The organism is Marivita sp., assembly GCF_020055635.1.
Classification (GTDB): domain Bacteria; phylum Pseudomonadota; class Alphaproteobacteria; order Rhodobacterales; family Rhodobacteraceae; genus Marivita.
Genome location: NZ_JAIPUT010000023.1, coordinates 35,177 through 60,563, shown reverse-complemented (window position 1 = coordinate 60,563; position 25,387 = coordinate 35,177). Strand labels below are relative to the sequence as shown.

27 protein-coding genes are annotated in these 25,387 nt (G+C 61.8%); 20 read left to right on the top strand and 7 right to left on the bottom strand.

The window, feature by feature from the left end; translation table 11 throughout:
• Positions 1 to 122: 122 nt before the first annotated feature.
• Entirely contained in the window at positions 123 to 974 is an 852-nt protein-coding gene (locus tag LCF60_RS12520; RefSeq protein ID WP_292292167.1) for a hypothetical protein, read from the top strand.
• Positions 975 to 1,043: 69 nt separating this feature from the next.
• Here the strand turns inward: LCF60_RS12520 and LCF60_RS12515 are convergent, their stop codons facing one another.
• Complete coding sequence (locus tag LCF60_RS12515; protein WP_292292166.1) at positions 1,044 to 2,267, bottom strand: argininosuccinate synthase; 1,224 nt, start codon at positions 2,265 to 2,267, stop codon at positions 1,044 to 1,046.
• A gap of 103 nt (positions 2,268 to 2,370) precedes the next feature.
• Here LCF60_RS12515 and LCF60_RS12510 point away from each other — a divergent pair, with 103 nt between their 5' ends.
• The 3 genes from LCF60_RS12510 to LCF60_RS12500 are packed head-to-tail and all read left to right on the top strand — an operon-like array spanning position 2,371 to position 5,200.
• A complete protein-coding gene (locus tag LCF60_RS12510) occupies positions 2,371 to 3,123 on the top strand; it encodes a hypothetical protein (protein ID WP_292292165.1) in 753 nt (250 codons plus the stop codon).
• Between the two features lie 38 nt (positions 3,124 to 3,161).
• A complete protein-coding gene (gene ilvA, locus LCF60_RS12505; protein ID WP_292292163.1) occupies positions 3,162 to 4,388 on the top strand; it encodes a threonine ammonia-lyase IlvA in 1,227 nt (408 codons plus the stop codon).
• Positions 4,388 to 5,200 (top strand): SDR family NAD(P)-dependent oxidoreductase, encoded by an 813-nt coding sequence (locus LCF60_RS12500; RefSeq protein WP_292292162.1) that lies wholly within the window; start codon positions 4,388 to 4,390, stop codon positions 5,198 to 5,200. Before ilvA ends, LCF60_RS12500 begins: the two co-directional genes overlap by 1 nt.
• Here the strand turns inward: LCF60_RS12500 and LCF60_RS12495 are convergent.
• Positions 5,197 to 5,529, bottom strand: coding sequence for an Hpt domain-containing protein (locus LCF60_RS12495; protein ID WP_292292161.1), 333 nt, complete (start codon positions 5,527 to 5,529; stop codon positions 5,197 to 5,199). The two genes, LCF60_RS12500 and LCF60_RS12495, sit on opposite strands and share 4 nt — an antisense overlap.
• 152 nt (positions 5,530 to 5,681) lie before the next feature.
• On the opposite strand from LCF60_RS12495, the gene LCF60_RS12490 reads away from it, so the two are divergent.
• Positions 5,682 to 6,947 (top strand): fused response regulator/phosphatase, encoded by a 1,266-nt coding sequence (locus LCF60_RS12490; RefSeq protein WP_292292159.1) that lies wholly within the window; start codon positions 5,682 to 5,684, stop codon positions 6,945 to 6,947.
• Here LCF60_RS12490 and LCF60_RS12485 read toward each other — a convergent pair.
• Complete coding sequence (locus tag LCF60_RS12485) at positions 6,915 to 7,379, bottom strand: NUDIX hydrolase (RefSeq protein ID WP_292292158.1); 465 nt, start codon at positions 7,377 to 7,379, stop codon at positions 6,915 to 6,917. The genes LCF60_RS12490 and LCF60_RS12485 overlap by 33 nt on opposite strands.
• An 86-nt stretch (positions 7,380 to 7,465) precedes the next feature.
• Between LCF60_RS12485 and LCF60_RS12480 the strand changes: the two genes are divergently transcribed.
• The 9 genes from LCF60_RS12480 (at position 7,466) to LCF60_RS12440 (ending at position 18,458) form a co-directional block, all read left to right on the top strand.
• Positions 7,466 to 8,455 (top strand): Hsp33 family molecular chaperone HslO, encoded by a 990-nt coding sequence (locus LCF60_RS12480; protein ID WP_292292156.1) that lies wholly within the window; start codon positions 7,466 to 7,468, stop codon positions 8,453 to 8,455.
• Entirely contained in the window at positions 8,439 to 9,044 is a 606-nt protein-coding gene (locus LCF60_RS12475; RefSeq protein ID WP_292292155.1) for a CoA pyrophosphatase, read from the top strand. Before LCF60_RS12480 ends, LCF60_RS12475 begins: the two co-directional genes overlap by 17 nt.
• Positions 9,041 to 10,186 carry a CCA tRNA nucleotidyltransferase gene (locus tag LCF60_RS12470; protein ID WP_292292154.1) on the top strand — a complete coding sequence of 382 codons (1,146 nt, stop codon included), beginning with the start codon at positions 9,041 to 9,043 and terminating at the stop codon, positions 10,184 to 10,186. The genes LCF60_RS12475 and LCF60_RS12470 overlap by 4 nt, the downstream gene beginning before the upstream one ends.
• A gap of 135 nt (positions 10,187 to 10,321) precedes the next feature.
• Positions 10,322 to 12,166 carry an ABC transporter ATP-binding protein gene (locus LCF60_RS12465; protein WP_292292153.1) on the top strand — a complete coding sequence of 615 codons (1,845 nt, stop codon included), beginning with the start codon at positions 10,322 to 10,324 and terminating at the stop codon, positions 12,164 to 12,166.
• Positions 12,167 to 14,020 carry an ABC transporter ATP-binding protein gene (locus LCF60_RS12460; protein WP_292292152.1) on the top strand — a complete coding sequence of 618 codons (1,854 nt, stop codon included), beginning with the start codon at positions 12,167 to 12,169 and terminating at the stop codon, positions 14,018 to 14,020.
• Positions 14,017 to 15,846: an ABC transporter ATP-binding protein gene (locus tag LCF60_RS12455; RefSeq protein ID WP_292292151.1), complete on the top strand. Its 1,830-nt coding sequence runs from the start codon at positions 14,017 to 14,019 to the stop codon at positions 15,844 to 15,846. Before LCF60_RS12460 ends, LCF60_RS12455 begins: the two co-directional genes overlap by 4 nt.
• Positions 15,847 to 15,885: 39 nt before the next feature.
• The gene (locus tag LCF60_RS12450; protein ID WP_292292150.1) at positions 15,886 to 17,106 is read left to right on the top strand and encodes a class I SAM-dependent RNA methyltransferase; all 1,221 of its coding nucleotides are present in this window, start codon (positions 15,886 to 15,888) and stop codon (positions 17,104 to 17,106) included.
• A 12-nt stretch (positions 17,107 to 17,118) separates the two neighbouring features.
• Positions 17,119 to 17,883, top strand: coding sequence for an ion transporter (locus LCF60_RS12445; protein WP_292292149.1), 765 nt, complete (start codon positions 17,119 to 17,121; stop codon positions 17,881 to 17,883).
• An 89-nt stretch (positions 17,884 to 17,972) separates the two neighbouring features.
• Entirely contained in the window at positions 17,973 to 18,458 is a 486-nt protein-coding gene (locus LCF60_RS12440; protein WP_292292148.1) for a L,D-transpeptidase family protein, read from the top strand.
• A gap of 25 nt (positions 18,459 to 18,483) precedes the next feature.
• Here LCF60_RS12440 and LCF60_RS12435 read toward each other — a convergent pair whose 3' ends face one another.
• Positions 18,484 to 19,038 (bottom strand): CAP domain-containing protein, encoded by a 555-nt coding sequence (locus LCF60_RS12435; protein ID WP_292292146.1) that lies wholly within the window; start codon positions 19,036 to 19,038, stop codon positions 18,484 to 18,486.
• 172 nt (positions 19,039 to 19,210) lie between these two features.
• On the opposite strand from LCF60_RS12435, the gene LCF60_RS12430 reads away from it, so the two are divergent.
• Together LCF60_RS12430 and LCF60_RS12425 are read left to right on the top strand one after the other, a co-directional pair.
• Complete coding sequence (locus LCF60_RS12430; protein ID WP_292292144.1) at positions 19,211 to 19,810, top strand: L,D-transpeptidase; 600 nt, start codon at positions 19,211 to 19,213, stop codon at positions 19,808 to 19,810.
• Between the two features lie 149 nt (positions 19,811 to 19,959).
• Positions 19,960 to 20,151 (top strand): ferrochelatase, encoded by a 192-nt coding sequence (locus tag LCF60_RS12425; protein ID WP_292292143.1) that lies wholly within the window; start codon positions 19,960 to 19,962, stop codon positions 20,149 to 20,151.
• Positions 20,152 to 20,247: 96 nt separating this feature from the next.
• Here the strand turns inward: LCF60_RS12425 and hemH are convergent, their stop codons facing one another.
• Together hemH and LCF60_RS12415 are read right to left on the bottom strand one after the other, a co-directional pair.
• Complete coding sequence (hemH, locus tag LCF60_RS12420; protein WP_292292141.1) at positions 20,248 to 21,312, bottom strand: ferrochelatase; 1,065 nt, start codon at positions 21,310 to 21,312, stop codon at positions 20,248 to 20,250.
• Between the two features lie 56 nt (positions 21,313 to 21,368).
• Positions 21,369 to 22,190 carry a methyltransferase domain-containing protein gene (locus LCF60_RS12415; RefSeq protein ID WP_292292140.1) on the bottom strand — a complete coding sequence of 274 codons (822 nt, stop codon included), beginning with the start codon at positions 22,188 to 22,190 and terminating at the stop codon, positions 21,369 to 21,371.
• 14 nt (positions 22,191 to 22,204) lie between these two features.
• Between LCF60_RS12415 and LCF60_RS12410 the strand changes: the two genes are divergently transcribed.
• From LCF60_RS12410 to LCF60_RS12395, 4 genes are read left to right on the top strand one after another with little or no spacing between them, the layout of a single operon-like run.
• A complete protein-coding gene (locus LCF60_RS12410; RefSeq protein WP_292292139.1) occupies positions 22,205 to 22,933 on the top strand; it encodes a double zinc ribbon domain-containing protein in 729 nt (242 codons plus the stop codon).
• Positions 22,934 to 22,963: 30 nt separating this feature from the next.
• Complete coding sequence (gene grxC, locus LCF60_RS12405; RefSeq protein ID WP_292292137.1) at positions 22,964 to 23,221, top strand: glutaredoxin 3; 258 nt, start codon at positions 22,964 to 22,966, stop codon at positions 23,219 to 23,221.
• Positions 23,222 to 23,225: 4 nt separating this feature from the next.
• Positions 23,226 to 24,059 carry a carbon-nitrogen hydrolase family protein gene (locus tag LCF60_RS12400; RefSeq protein WP_292292136.1) on the top strand — a complete coding sequence of 278 codons (834 nt, stop codon included), beginning with the start codon at positions 23,226 to 23,228 and terminating at the stop codon, positions 24,057 to 24,059.
• A complete protein-coding gene (locus LCF60_RS12395; RefSeq protein WP_292292134.1) occupies positions 24,056 to 24,505 on the top strand; it encodes a MarR family transcriptional regulator in 450 nt (149 codons plus the stop codon). The genes LCF60_RS12400 and LCF60_RS12395 overlap by 4 nt, the downstream gene beginning before the upstream one ends.
• A 102-nt stretch (positions 24,506 to 24,607) precedes the next feature.
• Here the strand turns inward: LCF60_RS12395 and ubiG are convergent, their stop codons facing one another.
• Complete coding sequence (ubiG, locus tag LCF60_RS12390; RefSeq protein ID WP_292292133.1) at positions 24,608 to 25,351, bottom strand: bifunctional 2-polyprenyl-6-hydroxyphenol methylase/3-demethylubiquinol 3-O-methyltransferase UbiG; 744 nt, start codon at positions 25,349 to 25,351, stop codon at positions 24,608 to 24,610.
• Positions 25,352 to 25,387 lie beyond the last annotated feature (36 nt).

Below are 25,387 nucleotides of genomic sequence, written 5' to 3'. Positions count from 1 at the left end.
GCTGCAGGGCTCCGAGGCCAAGCGCATCCTCGACGAGGCGCGTAGCACGCTGGCGCCCGCCTGATGTTTCTTCTTGCTCGAAATACCCCGGGGGTGTGGGGGCAGCGCCCCCACGGCGCGCCATGACCGAATTCCCGACGCTCGATCTGCCGGACGATCCGAAACTCACCCACAATATCGTCCATTTCACCCGCGCGCTGCGCGCCGCGGGCCTGCCGGTGGGCACCGGGCGGGTGATCGACGCGGTGCGCGCGGTGGCGGCGGCGGGGTTTACCTCGCGGCGCGATTTCTTCTACACGCTGCGCGCCTGCCTCGTGACGCGGCCCGAGCATCTTCTTGTTTTCTCACAGGTCTTTCGCCTCTACTGGCGCGATCCGCGCTACATGGAGCACATGATGGCGATGATGCTGCCCGCCATCCGCGGCGTGCAGGAAGAGCGCGGCGCGCAGGCCGCCACGGCCCCGTGTCGGCGGTTGGTCGAAGTCCATCACATTCGGGATCACCGTGCAGGGCAGGCCGGTGCGGCGGCTGAACTCGCTCGCCGCCTGGGTATTGATGACCACATGGTCGATCTGCATCAGCCGAGGCGGAAAGGCCGTGACCAGATAGTCATCGACGCAGTTGACGAGAAAGCGGTCCCGCTCCCAGACGAAGTCATGATGGTGCGCGATGCAGGCCACCGGCCCGTCGTGATCGACAGCGCAGACATACGCCGCGCGCCAGAGCCCATGTTGCGTCTGCTTTGTGCGGCAATCGGCCTGCCCTTTGATCCCTCCATGCTGTCTTGGCCGGTGGGTGGACATGAACAGGATGGCGTATGGGCATCGCATTGGTACGGCGCGGTGCATACCTCGGACGGGTTCGCGTCGGCTGAGGGCGCTTTGCCGGTGCTTGATGGCGCACGAGCCGAGCTGGCGGATGCAGCCATGCCAGCCTATGAGCATCTCAGCGCGTATAAACTGCGTATTGCATAGGGCTGATTGTGCAAAATTTCGGGCGGCCAAGCATACGCCCGCCGCCCAAAGTGATAGCCAAATCAGGCTCTATTTCAGCCGACGATCCCGCGCAGCGAGCAATTTTAGTCTGAGCGCGTTCAGCTGGATAAAGCCTGCTGCATCCTTTTGATCATAGGCACCCGCGTCATCCTCGAACGTGACATGCGCTTCTGAGTATAGCGAATGCTCTGACCAGCGTCCGACCGTGCGCACCGACCCCTTGTACAGCTTGAGCCGGACTGTGCCGGTCACGTGGGCTTGTGAGTGGTCGATCGCGGCTTGCAGCATTTCGCGTTCGGGGCTGTACCAGAACCCGTTATAAATCAGTTCTGCGTAGCGTGGCATCAGTTCATCTTTGAGGTGGGCGGCACCGCGATCCAGCGTGATCTGCTCGATGCCGCGATGGGCCTCCAAGAGGATGGTGCCACCCGGCGTTTCATAGATGCCGCGGCTCTTCATGCCCACGAATCGCCCTTCGACGAGGTCCAGACGACCCACGCCATGCTTGCCGCCAAGTTCGTTCAGCTTGGTCAGGATCGTGGCTGGCGACATCGCTTCGCCGTTGATGGCCACGGCATCGCCCTTTTCAAAGGTGATCTCGACCATTTCCGGCGTGTCGGGCGCATCCTCGGGATGCACGGTGCGCTGGTAGACGTAATCGGGCGCTTCCTGTGCGGGATCTTCCAGAACCTTGCCCTCGGACGAGGTGTGCAGCAGGTTCGCATCCACCGAGAACGGCGCCTCGCCGCGCTTGTCCTTGGCGATGGGGATCTGGTTCTTTTCGGCAAAGTCCAGCAGCTTGGTGCGCGAGGACAGATCCCATTCCCGCCAGGGTGCGATCACCTTGATATCGGGGTTCAGCGCATAGGCCGCCAATTCGAACCGCACCTGGTCGTTGCCTTTGCCTGTGGCCCCATGAGACACGGCATCTGCCCCGGTTTCGGCGGCAATCTCGACCAGCCGCTTTGAAATCAGCGGGCGCGCGATGGAGGTGCCCAGCAGGTAAAGCCCTTCATAAAGCGCGTTGGCACGGAACATCGGAAAGACGAAGTCTCGCACGAACTCTTCGCGCACATCCTCGATATAGATGTTCCTGGGGTCGATCCCCAGCATGACCGCTTTTTCGCGCGCCGGTTCCAGTTCTTCGCCCTGGCCCAGATCGGCGGTGAAGGTCACCACTTCGCAGCCATATTCGGTTTGAAGCCATTTCAGGATAATCGAGGTATCAAGGCCACCGGAATAGGCCAGCACAACTTTTTTGGGCGCAGACATGGGTTTTCCTTTAACGGGTTTGCCGGGGCGATTACTTGTTTTTCCCGAGAGGGGCAAGAAGCCGCCTCTTATCGAAGCAGGTGAAGTCGAAAAGGGGCGTGGGATGAAGGGTTGGCAGATCTTCCGGCATTCGTTCAATCTGGTGATGGCCAATCTGGATCAGGCGCTGCGCCTGTCGCTTGTGCTTTACCTCGTGCAAAGCGCGTACACGATCTACAGCTTTCTCAATCCGCCCGAGATGACCGAGTTCGAAGGCACGCAGATTCCGGTCATGGCGCCGGACACCATTCTGCCGACCATTGTCCTTGGCCTTCTGGCGGTGATCGCAAGCCTTTGGATCGCGGTTGCGTGGCATCGGTTCGCACTGACCGGCGAAACTGCGATAGGCTGGGTGCCGCGTTTCCACGGCTCCGAGATCATCAGCTACCTTGGTCGGTCGATCCTGATCGGTATCCTGGTCGTGCTGGGTGTGGTGGTCGTGTCTATTCCGGTTGGCATCATCTCGATCGGGCTGCCGTGGCTGGCTGGCGTCATGTCGCTGATCCTGATCGGTCTGGCGGCGTATCTGTTCTTTCGCTTGGGGATCATGCTTCCGGCGGCGGCGCTTGGCGAGACCCTCAAGCTGGGCGATGCGTGGGAAGCGACGAAGGGGCAGTCCGGCCCGATCCTCATGCTTGCACTCATCGTGGTCGGGGCCAGCATCGTGATCCAGCTGCCCTCGTGGTTCAATGATGACCCGACCTCGATCATCAGCCTGGTCTATTCGCTTGTGGTGAACTGGTTCGCCACGATCATCGGGATCTCGGTGCTGACCACGCTCTACGGGCATTTCGTCGAAGGCCGGTCGATCGAGTGATCGCTTGCGCAAGAGCGCAAAATGCCTAGGGGTGGTGTATGACCGATTTTGCCCAATCCGTTCGCGATGCGACGCAGGCGATGCGCGACGTGTTCCCGCCGACGCCCCTGTTGCGCAACGCCCATCTGTCCGAGCAATACGACGCCGAGATCTATCTCAAGCGTGAAGACCTGTCGCCCGTGCGCAGCTACAAGCTGCGCGGCGCGTTCAACGCGATGCGCAAACGTCCCTCTGCAGAGCTTTTTGTCTGCGCAAGTGCTGGCAACCACGCGCAGGGCGTTGCCTTCATGTGTCGGCATTTCGGCAAGAAAGGAGTGATCTTCATGCCGGTGACGACGCCGCAGCAGAAGATCCAGAAGACCTCGATGTTCGGGGGTGACAGCATCGAGATCCGGCTGACCGGGGATTATTTCGACGACACGCTGGCCTCGGCTCAGGCGTTCTGCGCCGAGGCAGGGGGGCATTTCCTGTCGCCCTTCGACGATGAGGACGTCATCGAAGGCCAGGCAAGTGTCGCGGTGGAGCTGGTGGAACAGCTGGGCACGGCGCCGGATCATATCGTCCTGCCGGTCGGGGGTGGCGGGCTTTCTGCGGGTGTGCTGAGCTACCTTGGCACCCAGTGCCAGTACACCTTTGTCGAACCGGCGGGCGGGGCCTGTCTGCGCGCGGCACTCGAAGCGGGCAGGCCGGTGCGCCTGGACCGTGTCGACACCTTCGCCGATGGCGCGGCAGTTGGTCAGATCGGACAGAAAACCTTTGCGCGCCTCAATGGTGTCGGGCTGGCAAACACGCTGACGATCCGCGAGGACCGGCTCTGTACGACGATCCTCGAGATGCTGAATGTCGAAGGGATCGTATTGGAACCGGCCGGAGCGTTGTCGGTCGATGCGCTTCAGGACCTTGGGCAGTCGATCAAGGGGCGCAGGGTGGTGTGCGTGACCACCGGCGGGAATTTTGATTTCGAGCGTCTGCCCGAGGTCAAGGAACGGGCGCAGAAATACCTTGGATTGAAGAAGTACTTCATCCTGCGGCTGCCGCAGCGGCCCGGTGCGCTCAAGGATTTCCTGAATTTCCTGGGTCCCGAGGACGACATCGCGCGCTTCGAGTACCTCAAGAAATCAGCCCGCAATTACGGCTCTGTCCTGATCGGGATCGAAACCCGCGACGCGGCCAATTTCAACCGGCTGTTCGCGCAGCTTGACGCCGAAGGCTTCACCTACCAGGACATCACCGACGACGATCTGCTGTCGCAATTCGTGATCTGATGCGGTTCGAGGGGGCCACGGCGATCGTCACCGGTGCCGGGCAGGGCATCGGCGCGGCGCTGGCGACGGCCCTCGCGCAACAGGGTGTCCGGGTCTTGGTCAGCGACCTGTCCGCAGCGAAGGCCCAGCAGGTCGCCGACAGGATCGGGGGCGTCGCGCATCACGGTGACCTGTGTGACCCGGCAAGCATCGGTACCATGACCGACGCCGCAATGAACGCCTTTGGGCAGGTCGATATGCTTTTTTCCAACGCGGGTTTCGCGCTGGGCGAACCGGATGGGTCGGCGTCGCAATCCGATGGTCATTGGCAGAAAAGCTGGGACCTGCATGTCATGGCGCATCTTCGGGCGTCACGGATGCTCTTGCCGCAGATGACTGAACGCGGGTCTGGCGTGTTGGTCAATATCGCGTCGGCCGCAGGCGTGCTGTCGCAGATCGGGGATGCGGCGTATAGCGCCACGAAACATGCCGCCGTCAGCCTTGCGCAATCGTTGGCGATCGACCACGGCGCGGAAGGTATTCAGGTGTCTGTGGTGTGTCCGCTTTACGTGGCGACGCCGCTTCTGGGATATGAGAGCGACAGCACAGAGCGGCCCGATGGTGTGATCGAACCCGAAGCCGTCGCCGAGGCAACCCTGCGTGGGGTCGGAGAGGGGCGGTTCATGATTTTCCCGCATCCCGAGGCAGCGACGTTTTTCCAACGCCGCGCGCAAGATACGGACCGTTGGATTGCGGGAATGCAACGTTTGCGCAAGCGGGTCAAAGAGCAGACCGACCGATCCGATCCCGAATCGCTGCACAGGTTCATCTAGGCCGCGAAGCGCTTTGCATATCCGGCTTCGAACACGGCACGCGATTGCACATAGAGATCCTTCAGGCGGTGGATATCCACGGTTAGGCGCCCTGCGGCTGCATCCGACTCGCCCTGGCTGCAGAGGTCCGTCACATCGCAAAAGCCGAGGTTCAGAGCCGATCCCTTCAGGAAATGCATGTATTCCTGCATCTGCGCCGTGTCATTCATGGCGCCGGGCAGCCGGGACAACGTGTCTTCGACCTCGAGCAGAAACAGTTCCGCGACTTCTTCGAAATCTTCCGGACCGATTTCATCGCGCAATTCGGCCACGCGTATCCAGTCAATCATTGGACCCTCCATTGCTGCTCTCCAGTACCAAGGAACTATGAAGATCCTGCGACAGGCAAATCTGGAATAGCGCGCATTTTAGGATTCACCTCTGGTTAACATTTGGGTCCTAGACAGGCATGTGGGGGCCGACGCATGGGTTGGTGAAAAGTATGTTACAGAACGCACGTTTTGCGTTCCCCGATGTTCAGGAAACCTGTCTGCGCCGCGTTCTCGTGGTGGACGACAGTCTTGTGCAGCGTCGGATCCTCACCCTGATGCTCAGACGTTGGGGCTTTGACGTGGTCGAGGCGGAAGATGCCGAACAGGGCCTCGCGCTCTGCGATACGTTCCAGCCCGATCTCGTCATCTCGGACTGGATGATGCCCGGAATGAGCGGGGTGGAATTCTGTGCCGCGTTCCGTGCGACACCGCGGACGTCTTATGGCTATTTCATCCTGCTGACGTCCAAGTCGGAAAAGGCTGCCGTGGCCTCGGGGCTTGAATCCGGGGCCGACGATTTTCTGACCAAGCCGGTGAACGGGGACGAGCTTCGCGCGCGAATCAACGCAGGAGCGCGTATCCTGTCGATGGAGCAGGAACTGCGCGCAAAGACCGCCGTCATTGCCGAGACCCTGTCGGAATTGCAGACCATCCACGCCTCGATCGACAAGGATCTGCAACAGGCGCGTGTGCTGCAACACTCACTGATGCCTGTGCGAGAGGCAATGTTCGGCAAGAGCCGGGTCAGTGTTCTGTTGCAGCCCTGCGGGCATGTTGGTGGTGATCTGGCCGGGATGTTCGGCACACAAAACGGGGATTTCGGCCTGTATAGTCTCGATGTTTCAGGGCACGGCATCACCTCGGCCATGATGACCGCCCGCGTCGCGGGGTATCTGAGCCCGGATTATCCCGACGAGAACCTTGCCTTGGCCCGGTCCGAGACGGACTTCGATTTCCTCGCGCCCAAGGCAGTCGCCGCGCGGCTCAATCAGCGGATGGTGCGCCAGCAAGGGGTCACCGAATACCTGACGCTGGCCTATGCGCATGTCTCCGCTGGATCGGGGCGCGTGCGAGTCGCTCAGGCCGGGCATCCGCCGCCGATATTGCTTCGACGCACCGGCGAGGTTGCGTTCATCGGCAATGGCGGGCTGCCCATCGGACTTATCAACGACGCGCAGTACGAGGATCACGTGATCCAGCTTGATCCCGGAGACCGGCTGCTTCTGTATACGGACGGCTTCACCGAGGCGGTTTTGCCGGACGGATCCTTGTTGGACGAGGCGGGTTTGATGGAACTGTTGCAGTCTGTCCCCGAAGGAGCATCCGGCTCGGCTTTCCTCGATTCGCTATACGCGGCGCTGAAACGCCGAACGGGGCTGGGTCAGGACTTCGATGACGACATCTCAGCGGCGCTTCTGGAATACGGAGGCGCGTGACGCGAAAAGTTCGACAAATTCCCGATCACCCGGGTTCGAAAGTTTCGCCTGCGCGTCCGCGATGCTCATCCAGAGGGCGGTATGATCCGGTTCGAGCGGATCCCCATGGCGCCTGACAGGGGACGCCATGTAGATCAGGCACATCTTTTCCGCCCAGAGCTCGTATTCCGGCATGAACGTAAACCGCCGATACGCGCCAAGCCGCAAGGGACGGGCAATGCGCCAGCCGGTCTCCTCGTAGACCTCGCGAATCAGAGCCTGAACAGGAGATTCGCCTGGGTCGACGCCACCACCGGGCAACTGGATCTCCGGCGCCGGGGAGGATTGACGGGTCAGCAGCAGACCGTCGGAGGACGGCAGGATGGCATATGCGCCGGTCCTGAGCCTGTAGGAGCGCCCCGATTCCGGTGCATTGCCATATCTGCGGATCATGCCAATCCCCTTCTGCCCCTTGGACCTCGCGGTTCGTCTCTTATATAGTCCCGAACATGCCCGCGTGCGGCAAGCAAGGAAATTCCATGACCATCGGTTCTAAACTCGCCTGGGACGACACTGTCCTGCCATTTCAACTTGACCGTTCGGATATTCGCGGACGGGTGGCCCGGCTTGACGGTGTGTTGAGCGGTATTCTCAAGCAGCACAATTACCCCGCCCCGGTCGAGGCGCTTGTCGCCGAGATGGCGTTGCTGACCGCGCTGATCGGACAGACGATCAAGCTGCGCTGGAAGCTGTCATTGCAGGTCCAGTCGAGAGGCGCCGTGCGAATGATCGCGACGGATTTTTATGCACCCGAAAAGGAGGGTGAGCCTGCCCGCATCCGCGCCTATGCCAGCTTTGACGCCGATAGGGTTACGGATGGCCCGGCGATGGAACAGATCGGCGATGGTTATTTCGCGATCCTGATGGACCAGGGCAAAGGCATGCAGCCGTACAAGGGAATCACTCCTCTGTCCGGTGAAACGCTGTCGAGCTGTGCCGAGGCGTATTTTTCACAATCCGAACAATTGCCAACCAAGTTCGCGCTCAGCTTTGGTCAATCGACCGAACCGGGGGTGGCGCAGCACTGGCGCGCGGGCGGGATCATGATTCAGCACATGCCCAAGGCGTCGCCGCATGCCGCCGAGGGAGGGTCCGGCGAAGGCGGGCTGCTACTGGCCGAGGACCTGCTCAACGAGGATGAGGGCGAAAACTGGAACCGCGCCAATTTCCATCTTGCGACGGTCGATGACATGGAGCTTGTCGGCCCATCGCTGCCTGCGACGGATCTGCTGTTTCGCCTGTTCCACGAGGAACGCCCCCGCGTCTTCGATGCACAGCCGGTGCGGTTTGGCTGCACCTGCTCGGAAGCGCGCGTCAGGCAAAGCCTTTCGATCTATTCGGCGCGGGACATCGAAAAGATGACGACGGATGATGGCCGGGTCACGGCGGATTGCCAGTTCTGCGGCGCACATTACGATCTTGATCCCGCCACCGTCGGGTTCGACGCCGAAGATGTGTCGGGTGAATGACCGTGCCCGGCTCGAAGCGGCCCTGCGCAAGAACACCACGGCGTCTTCCGATTTCGATCTGAACCCGGATGTAGACCTGCCCGTCGGGCGCAAACTGCGTCCCGCGGGTGTCTTGGTGCCGGTTCTGGCAAGCGCAGACGGACCGGATGTCTTGCTGACCAAGCGCTCGTCACGGCTCAAGCACCATCCCGGCCAGATCGCCTTTCCCGGCGGGAAACAGGATGACAGCGACGCCGATGTCACGGCGGCCGCCCTGCGCGAGGCGCATGAGGAGGTCGGGTTGTCTCCGGACCGAGTGGAGGTTCTGGGCACCTTGCCGACGCATGAAACCGTGACCGGCTTTCTTGTCACCCCGGTCATTGGCTGGATCGACAAGCCCTTCGACATCACCCCGGAACCCGGCGAGGTGGCCGAAGCGTTTCGCGTGCCCTTGGCGCATGTCACGCAGCCTGGTCTTTTCACGGTCCAATCGCGGCGCTGGCGCGGGACCCGCAGACATTACTACACTGTGCCCTTTGGCCCCTATTACATCTGGGGGGCAACCGCGCGTATTTTGCGGGGCCTGGCGGAACGGCTGGAGGACACATGAAAGTTGCTGGCGACTGGCTGACTTCGGATACGACGCAGGCCGTCTTTGCCGCGTTGACCGCGCGGGGCGATACCGCGCTTGCCGTTGGCGGATGCGTCCGCAACGCGCTCATGGATGTGACGGTCACCGATGTGGACATCGCCACGGATGCTGTCCCTGAAAGGGTTCAGCAGCTGGCCCTCGCGGCGGGTCTGAAGTCGGTCCCCACGGGAATCGACCACGGAACTGTCACCATTGTCTCTGACGGGACCGGCTACGAGGTCACGACGTTCCGGGCCGATACGGAAACCGATGGACGACACGCCGTCGTGCGGTTTTCGACCGACATGGCCGAAGATGCAGCCCGGCGTGATTTCACGATGAACGCGCTTTATGCACGCGCCGATGGGACGGTGATCGACCCGCTGGGCGGTCTGGCCGATCTCGAGGCGCGGCGCGTCAGGTTCATCGGCGACGCCCATGCCCGGATCTCCGAGGATTACCTGCGCATCCTTCGGTTCTTTCGCTTTGCCGCCTGGTATGGCGACCCGGATCTGGGATTCGACGCCGAGGCGCTGGCCGCCATCGCCGACTGTCTGGATGGGTTGTCCGGTCTGTCGCGTGAACGGATCGGCGCCGAGATGATCAAGCTGCTGTCCGCACCAGACCCGGCACCGGCCATCGGATCGATGGCGCAGACGGGTGTCTTGCAGGCCATCTTGCCGGGCAGCGATACCCGCGCCCTGGCCCCGCTTGTCCATCTCGAGCAAGAGCACAACATGCGCCCGAACCCGCTCCGGCGTCTCGCGGGGCTTGGCGTGTTCGACGGGGCGGCATTACGCCTGTCGAAAAAGGATCAAAGGCAACTTGCGCTGTATCAGAGCCTGATTTCGTCCTCCGAGGGGGCGGCAGAACTTGGCTATCGCCACGGCGAGACCATCGCACGGGATGTGCTGATCTTGCGGGGGGCAATGCTGGACTCGCCGCTGGATGCAGACATTCTGACGGCTGCAAAGGCGGGATCAAGGGCGCAGTTTCCGATCCAGGCAAGTGATCTGATGCCCAGCTATTCCGGGGCCGCGCTGGGCGACAGGTTGCGGGCGCTCGAGGATCGCTGGATCGCCTCGGGCTTTGCCCTGAGCAAATCCGACCTTCTCGACTGACCGGGTTCCCTCTGGCGAAAAGCCGCGCTAGGATCGCTGTGTCACGGACAACACCGAACATTGCGTCAACTGTCCTCTTGGTCCGACCGCCATCTGCGGCACGGTCCCCCCTGCATTCCTCAAGGAGACCGTTGGGTGTTCCGCTATTTCGAAAATCTCGTGGACCCTTACGGCCCCTATGACGAAAAGGACACGCCGCCGACGCGGTTGCTGCCCTTCATGCTCGACTATGCGAAGCCGTTCAAACGCATATTCGTCTACGCGACGATCATGTCCGTCGTCGTCGCCGCGATCGAGATCGGCCTGATCTGGGTGATGGGCTGGGTCGTCGATATCCTGGCCGGAGATCCCGCCGAGGTCTGGGAGACATATGGCGGCTGGCTCATTGCGATCGCCGTCTTCATCCTGCTGATCCGACCCGGTTTGCAGGCGCTGGACGTGCTGTTGCTCAACAACACGATCCTGCCCAACTTTGGCACGCTGATCCGCTGGCGGGCGCACAAACACGTGCTGCGGCAGTCGGTTGGCTGGTTCGAGAATGACTTTGCCGGGCGCATCGCGAACCGGATCATGCAGACCCCGCCAGCAGCCGGCGAAGCAGTGTTCCAGGTATTCGACGCGATTACCTTCTCGATAGCCTATGTGATCGGGGCGCTGGTGCTTCTGGGGCAGGCGGATGCAAGGTTGGCGATTCCGCTGATCGGGTGGCTTTTTCTCTACGGGGCGCTTGTGGTGTGGACGGTCAAACGCGTCGGACCCGCGTCGCAAGCGGCTTCCGACGCCCGGTCCGAAGTGACGGGCCGCGTGGTGGACAGCTATACCAACATCCACTCGGTCAAGATGTTCGCACATCACAAGACCGAACTGGACTATGCCAGGGACGCGATCGAAAAGACCCGGCAAACGTTCCAGCGCGAAATGCGGATCTTCACCATCATGGACGTGGTTCTTGTCACGCTGAACGGTCTGTTGATCGTCGCGGTCGTTGGCTGGGCGTTCTGGCTCTGGATGCAGGGTCAGGCGAGCGTCGGGGTTGTGGCGGCCGCAACCGCGCTGACGCTGCGCCTGAACGCGATGACCGGCTGGATCATGTGGGCGCTGACGTCGTTCTTTCGCCAGCTTGGTGTGGTCGCCGAAGGGATGCAGACCATCGCGCAGCCGATCACGCTTGTCGATGATCCCGATGCGCAGCCCCTGCAACTGGCCAAGGGCAAGATCGAGATTCAGTCTCTGACACACCATTACGGGCGCGATAGCGGCGGTCTCGACCAGATCAGCCTGACCATCCAGCCGGGGGAGAAGGTGGGTCTGATCGGTCGCTCTGGAGCAGGGAAATCGACCTTGGTCAAGCTGCTCCTGCGGTTCTACGATCCGGAAAGCGGGCGCATCCTGATCGACGGTCAGGACATCACCAAGGTCACGCAGGACAGTCTGCGCATGGCCATCGGCATGGTGCAGCAGGACAGTTCATTGCTGCACCGGTCGGTTCGGGACAACATCCTTTACGGGCGACCGGACGCAACCGAGGCCGACCTGGTCGCCGCCACCGAACAGGCGCAGGCAGACGCCTTCATCCGGACCCTGCAGGACCTTCAAGGGCGCACCGGCTATGAAGCGCAGGTGGGTGAACGCGGGGTCAAGCTTTCGGGTGGTCAGCGGCAGCGGGTCACGCTGGCGCGCGTGATCCTCAAGAATGCGCCGATCCTGCTGTTGGACGAAGCCACCAGCGCGCTTGACTCCGAGGTCGAAGCCGCCATTCAAGACACGCTCTACGGCATGATGGAAGGCAAGACGGTGATCGCCATCGCGCACCGTCTGTCGACCATCGCGCACATGGACCGGATCCTTGTCATGGACGAGGGGCGGATCGTGGAAGAGGGAACTCATGACGCGCTTTTGGCGCTGGGTGGACTATATGCAGGGTTCTGGGCCCGCCAGTCGGGCGGGTTCATCGATCCGGATACGAAAGCAGCGGAATAGATGCGGCATTTATACCAGACACTGATCGAACGCGCTGGCAACCAGATCGAACCGGTGGGCCCGGCTCCCGGTGTGCCGCCGATCCATTTGCGGGCCTTCATGGGCTGGTGCCTGCGGGGCGGCTGGCGTGTGATCTGGATAGGGGTTGCCATTTCGGTTCTCGCAGGGATCACCGAAGTCGTGTCGATGCAGCTTCTGGGCAACGTCGTGGACGCGGTGGCCCAGACTCCGTCGCAGGATTTCCTTTCCGATCATGCGGGGCTGGTCGTTGCCTGCCTTCTGGTGCTTCTCGTGGCGCGACCGCTGTTGTTCGGGGGGCTTGCCCTGACCCAATCGGTTATGATCGGTCCGAATATCGGCATGCAGGTCATGGCCCGCATGTTCCGTTGGACGCTGGGCCAGTCGGTGACCTTTTTCGACAACGACTTTGCCGGTCGGCTGGCGCAGAAAAAGGTGCAGGCGTCGACATCGCTGACCGAGATCGTGATCGAAACGGTGAACGCCGTCACCTTCGGCCTTGCCACGGTTCTGGGCGCGGCGGTTCTGGTCGGCGCGGTCAATCCCTGGATGATCCTGGCCATGGCGGTCTGGTTCGCCGTCTATATCGGCTTTCTGCGATTGATGCTGCCGATCATCCGCAGCCGGTCTGCGGCGCGGGCCGAAGCCAAGGCGCAGGTCAGCGGACAGGTCGTCGACACGATCAGCAACATCAAGACGGTCAAGCTTTTTGCCGGAGACCGTCACGAGGACGGCAAGGCGCTTGGCGCGATGGAGGATCTGCGGGTCACTGCGCTTCGGTTCGGCGAGGCACAGACACTGTTCCGCCTTGGTTTGATGTTCATCGCGGGTATTCTTCCGGTCGTTCTCGTGGCCATGGCTATCGGCATGCGCGGCGCTGGCGCGACACCGGGCGAAGTGGCGGCGGTTGGAGCTGTCGGCATCCGTCTGTCCCAGATGACGGGCTGGATCAGCTACACGATCATGGTGATCTACAGCCACCTTGGCGAGGTCGAGGACGGCATGAACACCCTCGCGCCGCCGCATCGCATCGACGACACGCCTTCGGCCCCGGAATTGCAGGTGGCTCACGGCGCGATCCGCTTTGATGACGTGTCTTTCGCCTATGGTCAGCGCGACGGCGGGATCGAGAACATCACGCTCGATATCGCGCCTAGCGAAAAGCTTGCCATCGTGGGGGCTTCCGGAGCGGGCAAATCGACCCTCGTGTCACTGCTGTTGCGGCTCTATGACACCGAAAAAGGCACGATTTCCATCGACGGGCAGAACGTGTCGGATGTCACGCAGGAAAGCCTGCGTCGGCAGATCGGCATGGTCACGCAGGAAACCGCGATGTTCAATCGCTCGGCGCTGGACAACATCCGGTATGGTCGCCCCGACGCCTCCGAGGAAGAGGTCTACGCCGCTGCGCGCAAGGCCGAGGCGCATGAGTTCATCGAACAGCTTGAAGACGGGTCGGGCCGCTCTGGCTATGATGTGCATCTTGGAGAACGCGGGGTAAAGCTGTCCGGAGGGCAACGTCAGCGCATTGCCCTGGCCCGCGCGATCCTCAAGAACGCGCCGATCCTTGTTCTGGATGAGGCGACAAGCGCGCTTGATTCCGAAGTCGAGGCACAGATCCAGTCGGCGCTCGAGCGGGTGATGGAGGGCAAGACGGTGCTGGCCATTGCGCATCGGCTGTCGACCATCGCCAGCATGGACCGGATCGTTGTCATGGATGCAGGCCACATCGCCGAGATCGGCACACATGACGCGCTTCTGGCCAAGGGTGGGCTTTATGCCCGCTATTGGGAGCGTCAGTCCGGTGGGTTCATCGGGGCGCAGGCGGCGGAATGAGGAAAATCGCAAGCCTGATCCGACCGTTCGACCCGGCCGAGGGGCCACCGCCACAGGCAATGCTGCCGTTCATCCGCTGGGCGTTGCGCGGATCGGAACGCGCCATCCTGATCGCCTTTGCCATCACCTTTGTCACCGGCATTTCCGAACTGGTCGCGGCGCGTTTCACAGGCTGGGTGGTCGACCAGACATCGCTGGCCGAGATGGGCGCGTTCTGGGAAAGCTTCTGGCCTGTCATCGTTGTCGGCGTCCTGTTCTTTCTGGTGATCCGGCCGTTGATCTTTGTCATGGATGCGGGTGTGACCGGCATCCTGCTCGGGCCGAACCTTTACCCGATGGTCCTTGCGCGACTCAATCAGCACACCCTTGGCCATTCCATGCAGTTCTTCGAGAACGACTTTGCAGGACGGTTGAGCCAGAAGGCGTTGCAGACCGCGCGGGCGCTGACCGACATGGTGATCGAGGTGTCGGATGTCGTGATCTACTCGGTTGCGATGTTCATCGGGGCGTTCATCCTGATGGCGTCGATCGATTCGCGGCTTCTGCTGGTCTTCGTGATCTGGGCCGTCTTCTACGCGGCGGCGCTGCGCTATTTCATCCCGCGCGTGCAGAAGCGGTCCAAGGCACGGGCCGGGGCGCGCACGCAGGTGACCGGACAGGTGGTGGACATCTATTCCAACATCGCGGCGGTCAAGCTTTTTGCCCGCGATGCCGACGAAGACACGGCCACCCGCGCGGCCCTCGACGAATACCGGGACCGGTCGCTGGATTTCGGGACGCTGTCGGCGGTCTTTCGCATGGTCCTGATGACGCTCGGGGGCATGTTGCCGCTGTTTGCCATTCTCGGGGCGCTTTGGCTCTGGAGCAGGGGCAGCGCCACGGCCGGCGATATCGCCATGACGGCGATGATCACGACGCGCCTGTCGATGCTGACCAACCGGCTGGGCCGGGTCGCCATGTCGATCTTCACCAATATCGGCGAGGTCGAGGACGGCATCGGCACGCTGACCCCGCAGCACGGGATCACCGACCGCCCCGATGCGCGGAGCACGGCACCGCGGGGGCCGGTCCATTTCGAGAAGGTGACCTTTGCCTATGGCGGCGCGTCCGATGCGCTGACCGGGTTCGACCTTCCGATCGCCGAGGGTGAAAAGGTCGCGCTGGTCGGTGCGTCGGGGGCCGGGAAATCGACCGTGGTGTCGCTGCTGCTGCGGCTTTACGACGTGGAGGACGGGCGCGTTACCATCGGCGGGACGGACATCCGCGACATCACGCAGATCGCCCTGCGCAAGGATATCTCGGTCGTGCGGCAGGAAACGTCGATGTTCAACCGCTCCGCGATGGAAAACATCCGTTACGGTCGCCCCGAAGCCACCGACGCCGAGGTACATGACGCGGCCAGGAAAGCATCGGCGCACGAGTTCATCCAGGGCCTCGTAGATCACCGGGGGCGCAAGGGCTACGAGGCGTTTCTGGGCGAACGCGGGGTCAAGCTGTCCGGGGGACAGCGACAGCGCATCGCGCTGGCCCGGGCCATTCTCAAGGACGCGCCGATCCTTGTTCTGGACGAGGCCACCAGCGCGCTCGATTCCGAGGTCGAGGCCGAGATTCAGACGGCGCTGGATCACGTCATGCGGGGCAAGACCGTTCTCGCCATCGCGCATCGGCTGTCGACCATCGCCAGCATGGACCGGATCGTGGTGATGGATCAGGGCCGGATCTTCGAGATGGGCACACATGACGCGCTTCTGGCGAAAGGCGGGCTTTACGCGCGCTACTGGGACCGGCAGTCCGGCGGGTTCATCGGTGCAGAGGCGGCGGAATAGCCCTCGACCCGCGACCGTGGCTGAGGCAAAAGCCGCTTCATGACAACGCTAAAGATCAAACGACTGGGACATCTGGGCGACGGCATTGCCGACGGCCCGGTTTACGTGCCCGGTGCGCTGCCCGGAGAGGTGGTGTCGGGCACCCTTGATGGCGAACAGCTGCGCGATCCCAAGATCGACACGCCCTCGGAGAACCGCGTGAAACCGCCCTGCGCGCATGCCCGCTCTTGTGGCGGCTGCCAGTTGCAACACGCCTCGGACGCCTTTGTGTCGGACTGGAAGCGCGACGTGGTGCGACAGGCGCTGGCGGCGCATGGCATTGCGATCGACTTGCCCGACCCGGTCACATCGCCGCCCCGGTCACGCAGGCGGGCGACCTTTTCTGTCCGGCGCACGAAAAAGGGCGCGCTGGCCGGGTTCCACATGAAAGGCTCGGACACGATCATTTCGGTCCCGACCTGTCAGCTTGTGCATCCCGACCTGACCGCCGCCTTGCCGATGGTCGAGGCGCTGGGCGTTCTGGGCGCATCGCGCAAGGGCGAGGTGTCGGTGTCGCTCACGCGCACTGATACCGGGCTCGACGTGGCGGTCACCGGGGGCAAGGAGATGGACGTGGCGCTGCATCAGGCGCTGGCCGATCTTGCGCGCGAACATGACCTGGCCCGCGTTGCCTGGGACGGAGAGATCGCGTTGCAGCGCCGCGCGCCTGTGCTGCGGCTTGGCCCGGCAGACCTGACGCCGCCGCCTGGGGCCTTTCTGCAAGCGACGAGAGAAGGCGAAACGGCCCTGGTAGAGGCTGTGATACAGGCGCTGACAGGGTCGAAACGCGTTGTCGATCTGTTTGCGGGCTGTGGCACCTTCGCGCTTCCCTTGGCAAGGGATGCCGCCGTGCACGCGGTGGAAGGGGATCGCGACATGCTTGGCGCGCTCGATCACGGCTGGCGCAATGCGGCGGGGCTCAAACGCGTCACGCATGAGGCGCGCGACCTGTTCCGCAATCCTCTCGTGCCCGACGAGCTGGGCAAATATGACGGCGTGGTGATCGACCCGCCGCGTGCCGGGGCCGCCGCCCAAATAGCTGAATTGACGCAGGCGCGTGTTCCGCGGATTGCGCATGTTTCGTGCAATCCGGCAAGCTTTGCGCGGGATACGGCGACCCTGATCCGGGCGGGGTATGATCTGGAATGGGTGCAAGTGGTTGATCAGTTCCGCTGGTCGACCCATGTGGAATTGGTGGCGCTGTTGCGTCGGGGCAAGTGAAGAGGCAGCGCAATGCGCAACAAGGTGGCCGCGTTTCTGGATCAGGCGTGGGTAACGAATTTCATCATTGGCGTGATCCTGTTCAACGCCGTCCTGCTGGGTATGGAGACCTCGGATCAGTTGATGGCGACGGCTGGTCCGTTGATCGTGGCGCTGGATAGCCTGTGCCTGTTCATTTTCGTGGTCGAAATCGGTCTCAAGCTTTTTGCGCATGGCTGGCGGTTCTTCCGCAGCGGCTGGAACATCTTCGACTTCGTCATCATCGGGATCGCGCTGGTTCCGGCGACCCAGGGCTTTTCCGTGCTGCGGGCGCTCAGAATCCTGCGGGTGCTGCGGGTCATCTCGGCCACGCCGCGTCTGCGCCGGGTGGTCGAGGGCTTCATCACCGCGTTGCCGGGCATGGGCAGCGTGTTCCTTCTCATGGCGCTGATCTTTTACATCGGCGCGGTCATGGCCACCAAGCTGTTCAGCGATTCCTTCCCTGAATGGTTCGGCGATCTTGGGCGCTCGGCCTATTCGCTCTTCCAGATCATGACGCTGGAATCCTGGTCGATGGGTATCGTTCGCCCGGTGATGGAGGTGTTTCCGTGGGCTTGGGCGTTCTTCGTGCCGTTCATCATGGTGACAACCTTTGCCGTGGTGAACCTGCTGGTGGGTCTCATCGTGAACTCGATGCAGGATGCCCATGCCGAGGAATCGAACGAACGCACCGATGCCTATCGCGACCAGGTGCTTGCGCGGCTTGAAGCGATCGAAAAACGACTGGATCAGCGGTAATCCGCCAGCCCCGGATCACGGTTTCGTTTCCCCGAGCGGCAGGAATTCTGGTACACTTGCAAAAAAACAAATCGGGCAGTGTGCATCAAATGTTTCGAATCCTGTGTCTTCTGGCGCTCATGCTCGGGCTGACAGCCTGCGGCAAGTTTCCAACCTATAGCGGACCCGAGGTGACGCGGGTCGTCGTGCAGAAGGCGGATCGCAAGATGTACCTGCTGCACGAAAAAGCGGTTCTCAAGACCTACGACATCGGCTTGGGATTCGCGCCGCAGGGCCACAAGCAGATCGAAGGCGACGGTCGCACGCCCGAGGGCGAATACCTGATCGACCGGCGCAACCCGAACAGCAATTTCTACCTGTCCATCGGGATCGACTACCCGCGCCCGCGCGACATCGAGATTGCCAGCACAATGGGCAAATCGCCGGGCGGCGACATCTTCATCCACGGACGGCCCTGGAAGAACCGCAAGGGCGGGCGAGACTGGACATGGGGGTGCATCGCCGTGACCAACCGCGAGATGCGCGAAATTTACTCGATGGTGAAGAACGGCACGCCGATCACCATCAATCCCTGATCGGGCGACAAAGGCGCCGTGCGGGTCAGGACGGCGCGTTGACCGGAATGAATCCGGTTTCTTCGGGCGTTCCGAGGATCAGGTTCCACCAGATCTTGCCATTTGATTCCTGGTACCAGGAAAAGCCCATTTCCCGTGCGGTCGGATCGAGAATCACCGCCCGGGTGTTCGGCGCTTCCATCCAGGCGCCCAGCGTTTCGAGTTCGGTTTCGTAGGTTTCCGAGATCGCTTCGCCGACAAGCTTGCCCTGGTATCCGGCGCGCTGGATGCGGGTGATCGGGGACGAACCGTCGGAGCCGAAATGCCAAGGGCGGTTCTGAACGCTCATGTCGCGGGCATGGGTTGCCGCGGCGGCGTTGAGACGGGCGTCGAGTTCGAGCGCGGGTGCCCCTGACGCCTGCCGCAGCGCGTTGATTGCGTCCAGCATCCGGAACTGAATGCGCCCGGTGTCGCCGGGTCGGATCTGGTACACGCGCGGCAGCGGTTTTCCATCCGGACCGAGCGTCGGCGGCGTCGGCGCGGTTGCGCATGCGCTCAACGCCATCGCAGCTGCACCCAGAAGGAAAGTCGAACGCTTCATGTCAGGCCACCCAAGTTTGATCCCAGACGGGCTTATCCTCAGTCATGGGAAGGAGCAAACACACAAAGCCGAGATTTGCCGATATGACATTCCTTTGAATTGCGACTGAGGCATTCACGCAATATACATATACGGGAATTTTCATGCTTTTTCCAACTGAGAGGCCGTATAAATGGCAAAGACTCCCCGTTTTTCAGTAAATCGCCGCAGTTTTCTGGCAGGGTCCGCTGCCATGATTGCAACTCCGGCCATTGCCCAGACCGTCAATGACGGGTCCACTGTCGAGATCGAACGCGATCTGTCGCAGATCGTGCGCCGCAATGTCTCGAGCTTTCGGACGCTTGAATGGCAACCTTATTTCAGCGATCTGACCAATGGCGCCATCCTCGTGGATATCGATTCGCGTGCCCTGCATTACTGGGAAGAGAACGGAAACTACCGGCTTTACCCGTCTTCCGTGCCTCTCACCGACGACCTGACGCGCCGGGGCCGGACAAGCGTGACCTTCAAGGACCCCGAGCCCGATTGGCGTCCGACGCCGTCCATGAAGATCCGCAATCCCGAGTGGCCGGACTACGTTCCGCCGGGCCCGGACAACCCGCTTGGCACCCGCGCCCTGCATCTGAGCTGGACCTATTATCGCATCCACGGCACTCATGATACGCGCAAGATCGGACGCCGCTCTTCGAATGGCTGCATCGGCCTTTACAACGAACATATCGAACAGCTTTACGAGTTGGCGAAAGTAGGCACTCAGGTGTTGCTAATTTGACGACATGGGAATGAACCAAGAAAGTTCAGCGATAAGATAGGTTTGCAATTGACCCTATAAGCTGGTTAGAGAGTCTTACGAGGTAAGTCTTGGGTGCTTGTCGCGTGTTACATCTATGTGCACCGACTCGCGAATATCTGGAGGTTAACATGAAGAAACTCGTTCTCGCCGCTGCGTTTGCAGGTGCTGCTTCGACAGCAATGGCCGGTTCCTATGCAAAAGACGACGTGGTCATGGAACCCGTTGTTGTGGTTGAAGAAGCCGCAGCAACTTCCACTTCCGCTGGTCTCATCATCCCGCTGGTCGTTATCGCCCTGCTGGCTGCTGCTGCAGCGGACTAATCCACAGCGGATTTCACTAACGGAAAAGGCGGTGCTGATGCACCGCCTTTTTTGTGTCCATCGCAGACCGGGCAGGGCTTCGCGCCCCGCCAAATATCACTCAAGCCACCCGTTCATGTTTTCCGCGATCACGGCTGACAGCGCCGCGATATGGGCGTCATCATCGTTGAGGCACGGAATATAGGTGAAATGCTCGCCGCCGGCCTCTTCAAAGCTTTCCTTGATCTCTTCGTTGATCTCTTCGAGCGTTTCGATGCAATCGGCCGAAAACGCCGGTGCGCACACCGCAATGTTCTTCTTGCCATCCTCTTCGGCCAGCCGCGCGACCTCTTCCACGGTATAAGGCTTGAGCCATTCTTCGGGTCCGAACTTTGACTGGAACGTGGTGGTGATCTCGGAATCCTCCCAACCCAGCCGTTCCTTCAGCAGGCGCGTCGTCTTCTGACACTGGCAATGGTAGGGATCGCCCTCCAACAGGTAGCGCTTGGGCACACCGTGATAGGAGCAGACAAGGATATCGGGTCGCTTTTCGATCGTGTCATAGGCCCGTTCAATGGATTGCGCGAGCGCTTCGATATAGAGCGGATGCTGGTAATACGGATCGACTGTCCGCACCGTCGGTTGCCATTTCTCGTCCATCAGGGCGCGGAAGAACTGGTCATTCGCGGTGGCCGAGGTGGCCCCGGCGTAATGCGGATAGAGCGGAAAAAAGAGGATCTTGCGGCACCCGGCCTCGACCATGGCGCGCACCTTGGACTTGGTCGACGGGTTGCCGTAGCGCATGCAGAAATCGACCATCACCTGGTCGCCGTAGCGCTCCTGCATTGCCTTTGTCACCTTGGCCGTCTGGTCCTTGGTGATGGTCATCAAGGGGCTTTCGCCTTGTTCCTCGTTCCAGATCGACTTGTAGGCTTCGCCGGAACTGAAGGGACGCTTGGTCAGGATGATGAGCTGCAACAATGGCTGCCAGAGCCACGGGCTGTAGTCGATCACCCGGCGATCTGACAGAAACTCGTTCAGGTAGCGGCGCATCGGCCAATAGGTGTAATTGTCCGGTGTGCCGAGATTGGCCAGGAGAACCCCCACGCGTTCTGCCGGGACCTTCGGATGATCGGTCGGGGCATGGGTCGGGCGTTGTGCTGTTTTCGTCGCGTCCAACATCGGGCCAGGATCCTTAAAATCGTTTAGCGCGCTAACTAAACTCTATCTGTGTCAGGTCAATCTTTCAGTGGGCTTTCCACTGTATTCAAAGCATCCGCAAGTCGATGCGCGGCAGAGCCGGGGCGCAAAGGTTGGGGCTGCGAGGCGTCCGGTGCCCAACCGGTCAACGTGATGATCTCGAACGTGGCCGGAATGCGCCCCGTGTCATCTGCATAGGCGTCCGCATAAAGCGCCATCGCGCGGGTCATCACATCGCGGCGCGTCAGCCCCTTGATCCGAGCGTTGAGTGCATTGGTTTCGCCCATCGCGCGCAGGTCGTGCATCAGGTGAAGCGGCGTTTCGTAGCTTGTCGTCAGAACCGCGCTATCGGCCACCGGCAAGGCCAGTCCGGCGCGTTGCAGCAACCCGCCAAGATCGCGGATTTCGCCCATTGGCGCGACGCGCGGGGACAACCCGCCGGTGACCTCGATCTCGGCCTGCCCCAGCGCGGCGCGCAGTTCGTGCAGCGTCTGGCCGCCCAGCGCGATGACAAGCAGCAGGCCATCGGGTTTCAATGCGCGACGACACTGGATCAACTGTCCCACCGGATCATTGGCCCAGTGCAGCGCCATGGCGTGAATGATCAGGTCATGTGTGCCCTCGGTGAGATCAAGCACGTCATTGTCCGGTATCAGATGCGCGTCCGGGAAGGCGTCCGTCCAGACCTCGGGGTAGGGCGTGACAATCGCCGGCGCGTGAAAGGATTTGTTAACCAGCGACAGGCGATCCTGAACATCGGTCAGGGCTTCCTCATGCAGGAACAGGGCCGGGCGACGCCGGGCCCGATTGCGATGCAGGATCAGCGCGCCATGATCGGTGAGAAGAGGTGTATCGGACATGAGCGGCAGATAGGATGCTCCAGACAGGATTGCAAATCGCCCTGCGGATGATCTATCCGCCGCGCTGTCTTGCCTGCGGCGGGCTGGTGGAAGACGACAACGGCCTTTGCGCTGCCTGCTTTGCGCAAACGCCCTTCATCACGGGGCTGGTCTGTGATCTTTGCGGGGTGCCCCTTCCCGGCGCATCGGACGAGGTGGTGCACTGCGATGACTGTCTGGCGATCGGCCGTCCCTGGGCCAAGGGCCGGGCCCCGCTGCGCTATGAAGGGGTCGCACGCAAGCTCGTGCTGGGGCTCAAGCACGGGGATCGCCATGAGATCGTGGGCACCGCCGCCGACTGGATGGTGAGCGCCTTGCCCTGCAAACTGCCGGTCGATACCCTGGTGGTTCCGGTCCCGTTGCACCTGACGCGCCTCTTGCGGCGCCGCTACAATCAATCGGCGCTGCTTGCGCAGGCCATAGCCCACCGGCTGGAACTTGGCTTTTGCCCCGATGCGCTGTGCCGGGTGCGGCGCACGACGTCGCTGGATGGCAAGTCGCGCGAGGCACGATTTGTCGAACTGACGGATGCGATCTCGGCCGCGCAGCGAAAATCACGGTTGATGCAGGGCCGGCCCATCCTGCTGGTGGACGATGTCATGACCTCGGGCGCAACGCTTGGCGCCTGCGCGCTGGCGTGCCACAGCGCACAGTGCAGAGAGATTTATGTCACTGTTCTGGCACGCGTTGCAAAGGTTGCCTAAATCCCTGACAATCATGTTAGGAAGAATGCCATGCAAAATATCGAAATCTACACGTCACCGCTCTGCGGGTTCTGCCATGCCGCGAAACGTCTGCTGACCCAGAAGGGCGCGAGTTTTACCGAAATCGACGTGCTTGCCAATCCGAACCGCAAGCCCGAGATGATCCAGCGTGCCAATGGCGGCCGCACCGTGCCGCAGATCTTTATCGGCGACACCCATGTGGGCGGATGTGACGAACTTTATGCCTTGGACCGGGCGGGCAAGCTAGACCCGCTTCTGGCGGCCTGAGACGATGCGGGCGGCGCTGCTTCAGCTTTCGTCGTCGGATGATCCGCAGGACAATCTGCGGGTCACCTCGGATCTTGTGCGCAATGCTGCCTCCGAAGGGGCCGGGCTGATTGTCACACCCGAGGTCACCAATTGCGTCAGCAACAGCCGCAGCCACCAGCGCGATGTCCTGCACCGTCAGGTCGATGACCCGACATTGCAGGGCCTGCGCAACGAGGCGGCCCGGCTGGGCATCTGGCTCCTGATCGGGTCGCTCGCGCTCAAGGCCGAACCGCCGGAGGAGCGGTTCCTGAACCGGTCTTTCCTGATTGCGCCGGACGGGTCGATCGCCGCGCATTACGACAAGCTGCACATGTTCGATGTCCAGGTGACCGAAACCGAGACGTTCCGGGAATCCGCCGGGTTCAAGCCGGGCGACCGGGCCGTGACGGCCAAGACACCGTTTGGAATCATCGGTCTGAGCATCTGCTATGACGTACGGTTCGCCTATCTCTACCGTACGCTGGCCCAGGCAGGGGCCGAGATCATTGTGGTGCCCGCGGCCTTTTCCCCGGCGACGGGTCCGATGCATTGGGAACCGCTGCTGCGCGCCCGTGCGATCGAAACAGGCTCTTATGTGCTTGCTCCCGCGCAATTCGGCCAACATGCCATCAGCCACGGCAAACCGCGTACCACGCATGGGCACTCCATGGCGGTGTCGCCCTGGGGCGAGGTCTTGCTGGATGCTGACCAGCGCTTCGGGGTTCACCTGGTTGACGTCGATCTGTCCAACGTGGCGAAAGCCCGCCGGAAAATCCCCTCTTTGGAACATGACAGAGTGTATTCCGGTCCGACATGAGCGACAGCAGCCCTCTTGCGATTTCCCTGTTCAGCGAATTGCTGACGGCGGATCAGCTGTTGCGGAATCGCCTGACGCGGGTGCTGCCCAACAAGATGGAGATCTCGCACTTTTCAGTACTCAATCAGCTGGCCCGGGGTGGATCGGAAAAGACCCCGGCGCAACTGGCCAAGGCGTTTCACGTCACGCGCGGCGCGATGACCAACACCCTGGGTAAGCTAGAAGCGGCCGGCTATGTGCATATCCGCCCGGATTGGGACGATGCCCGCCGCAAACAGGTGTCGATCAGCCCCGCGGGCCTTGCGGCGCGCGACGCGGCGGTTGCTGCGATCACGCCCCTGATCACCGAGATGGTGTCCGAGCTGGGCGACGCCAAGGTGCGCGCGGCGATCCCGGTTCTGCGCGAGCTGCGCGTCAAATTGGAAGAGCCGGACAGCCGGAGTTGAGCGGGAAGGCCCTTCGAAGGGCCTTGCTCACGTGGTTTCGAAACCACGTTTCAAGCGTGTTCGAACGCGCTTGGTCCAAGCCGCTTCGAAGCGGCTTCCCGCTCAGGCCGGTTTCAGGGACGCGGTGACGTAGTTCACGCTCAGATCGCGGTCAGACAGGCTCCATCTCCACGACACCGGATTGAACTGGAACCCCTTGCGGTCAACCGGATCGAACCCCGCCTTGCGCAGCAGGTCATACAATTCGTCGGGTGTGATGAATCTGGCCCAGTCATGTGTGCCCCTGGGCAGCCAGCGCATGACGTATTCCGCCCCCACGATGGCCGCGGCAAAGCTTTTGGCGGTGCGGTTGATCGTCGAACACAGGTGCAGCCCGCCGGGGTTCAGCAAACGCTGACAGGCTGCCAAATAGGCCAACGGGTCAGCCACGTGTTCGACGACCTCCATGTTCAGCACCACATCAAAGGCTTCGCCAGCCTCGGCCATCGCTTCGGCGGTGGTGTGGCGGTAATCTATAGTCAGGCCGGACTGGCGCGCGTGTGCCTGCGCCACCGGAATGTTGCCACCCGCGGCATCGACGCCGACAACGGTCGCGCCCAGCCGTGCCATCGGTTCGCAAAGCAACCCGCCACCACAGCCGATATCGAGGAGTCGCAGGCCATCGAAAGGTCTGTTTTGTCCAAGGTCGCGGTCGAATTCTTCCGCGATCTGCGAGGTGAGGTAATCCAGCCGGCAGGGGTTGAGCATATGCAGTGGCTTGAACTTGCCGTTCGGATCCCACCACTCGGCGGCCATTGCCTCGAACTTGGCGATTTCCGACGGATCGACAGTTGTCGTGGCGGTCATGAAACATTTCCCCATGGTCTTTTGGTATTCGGTGCC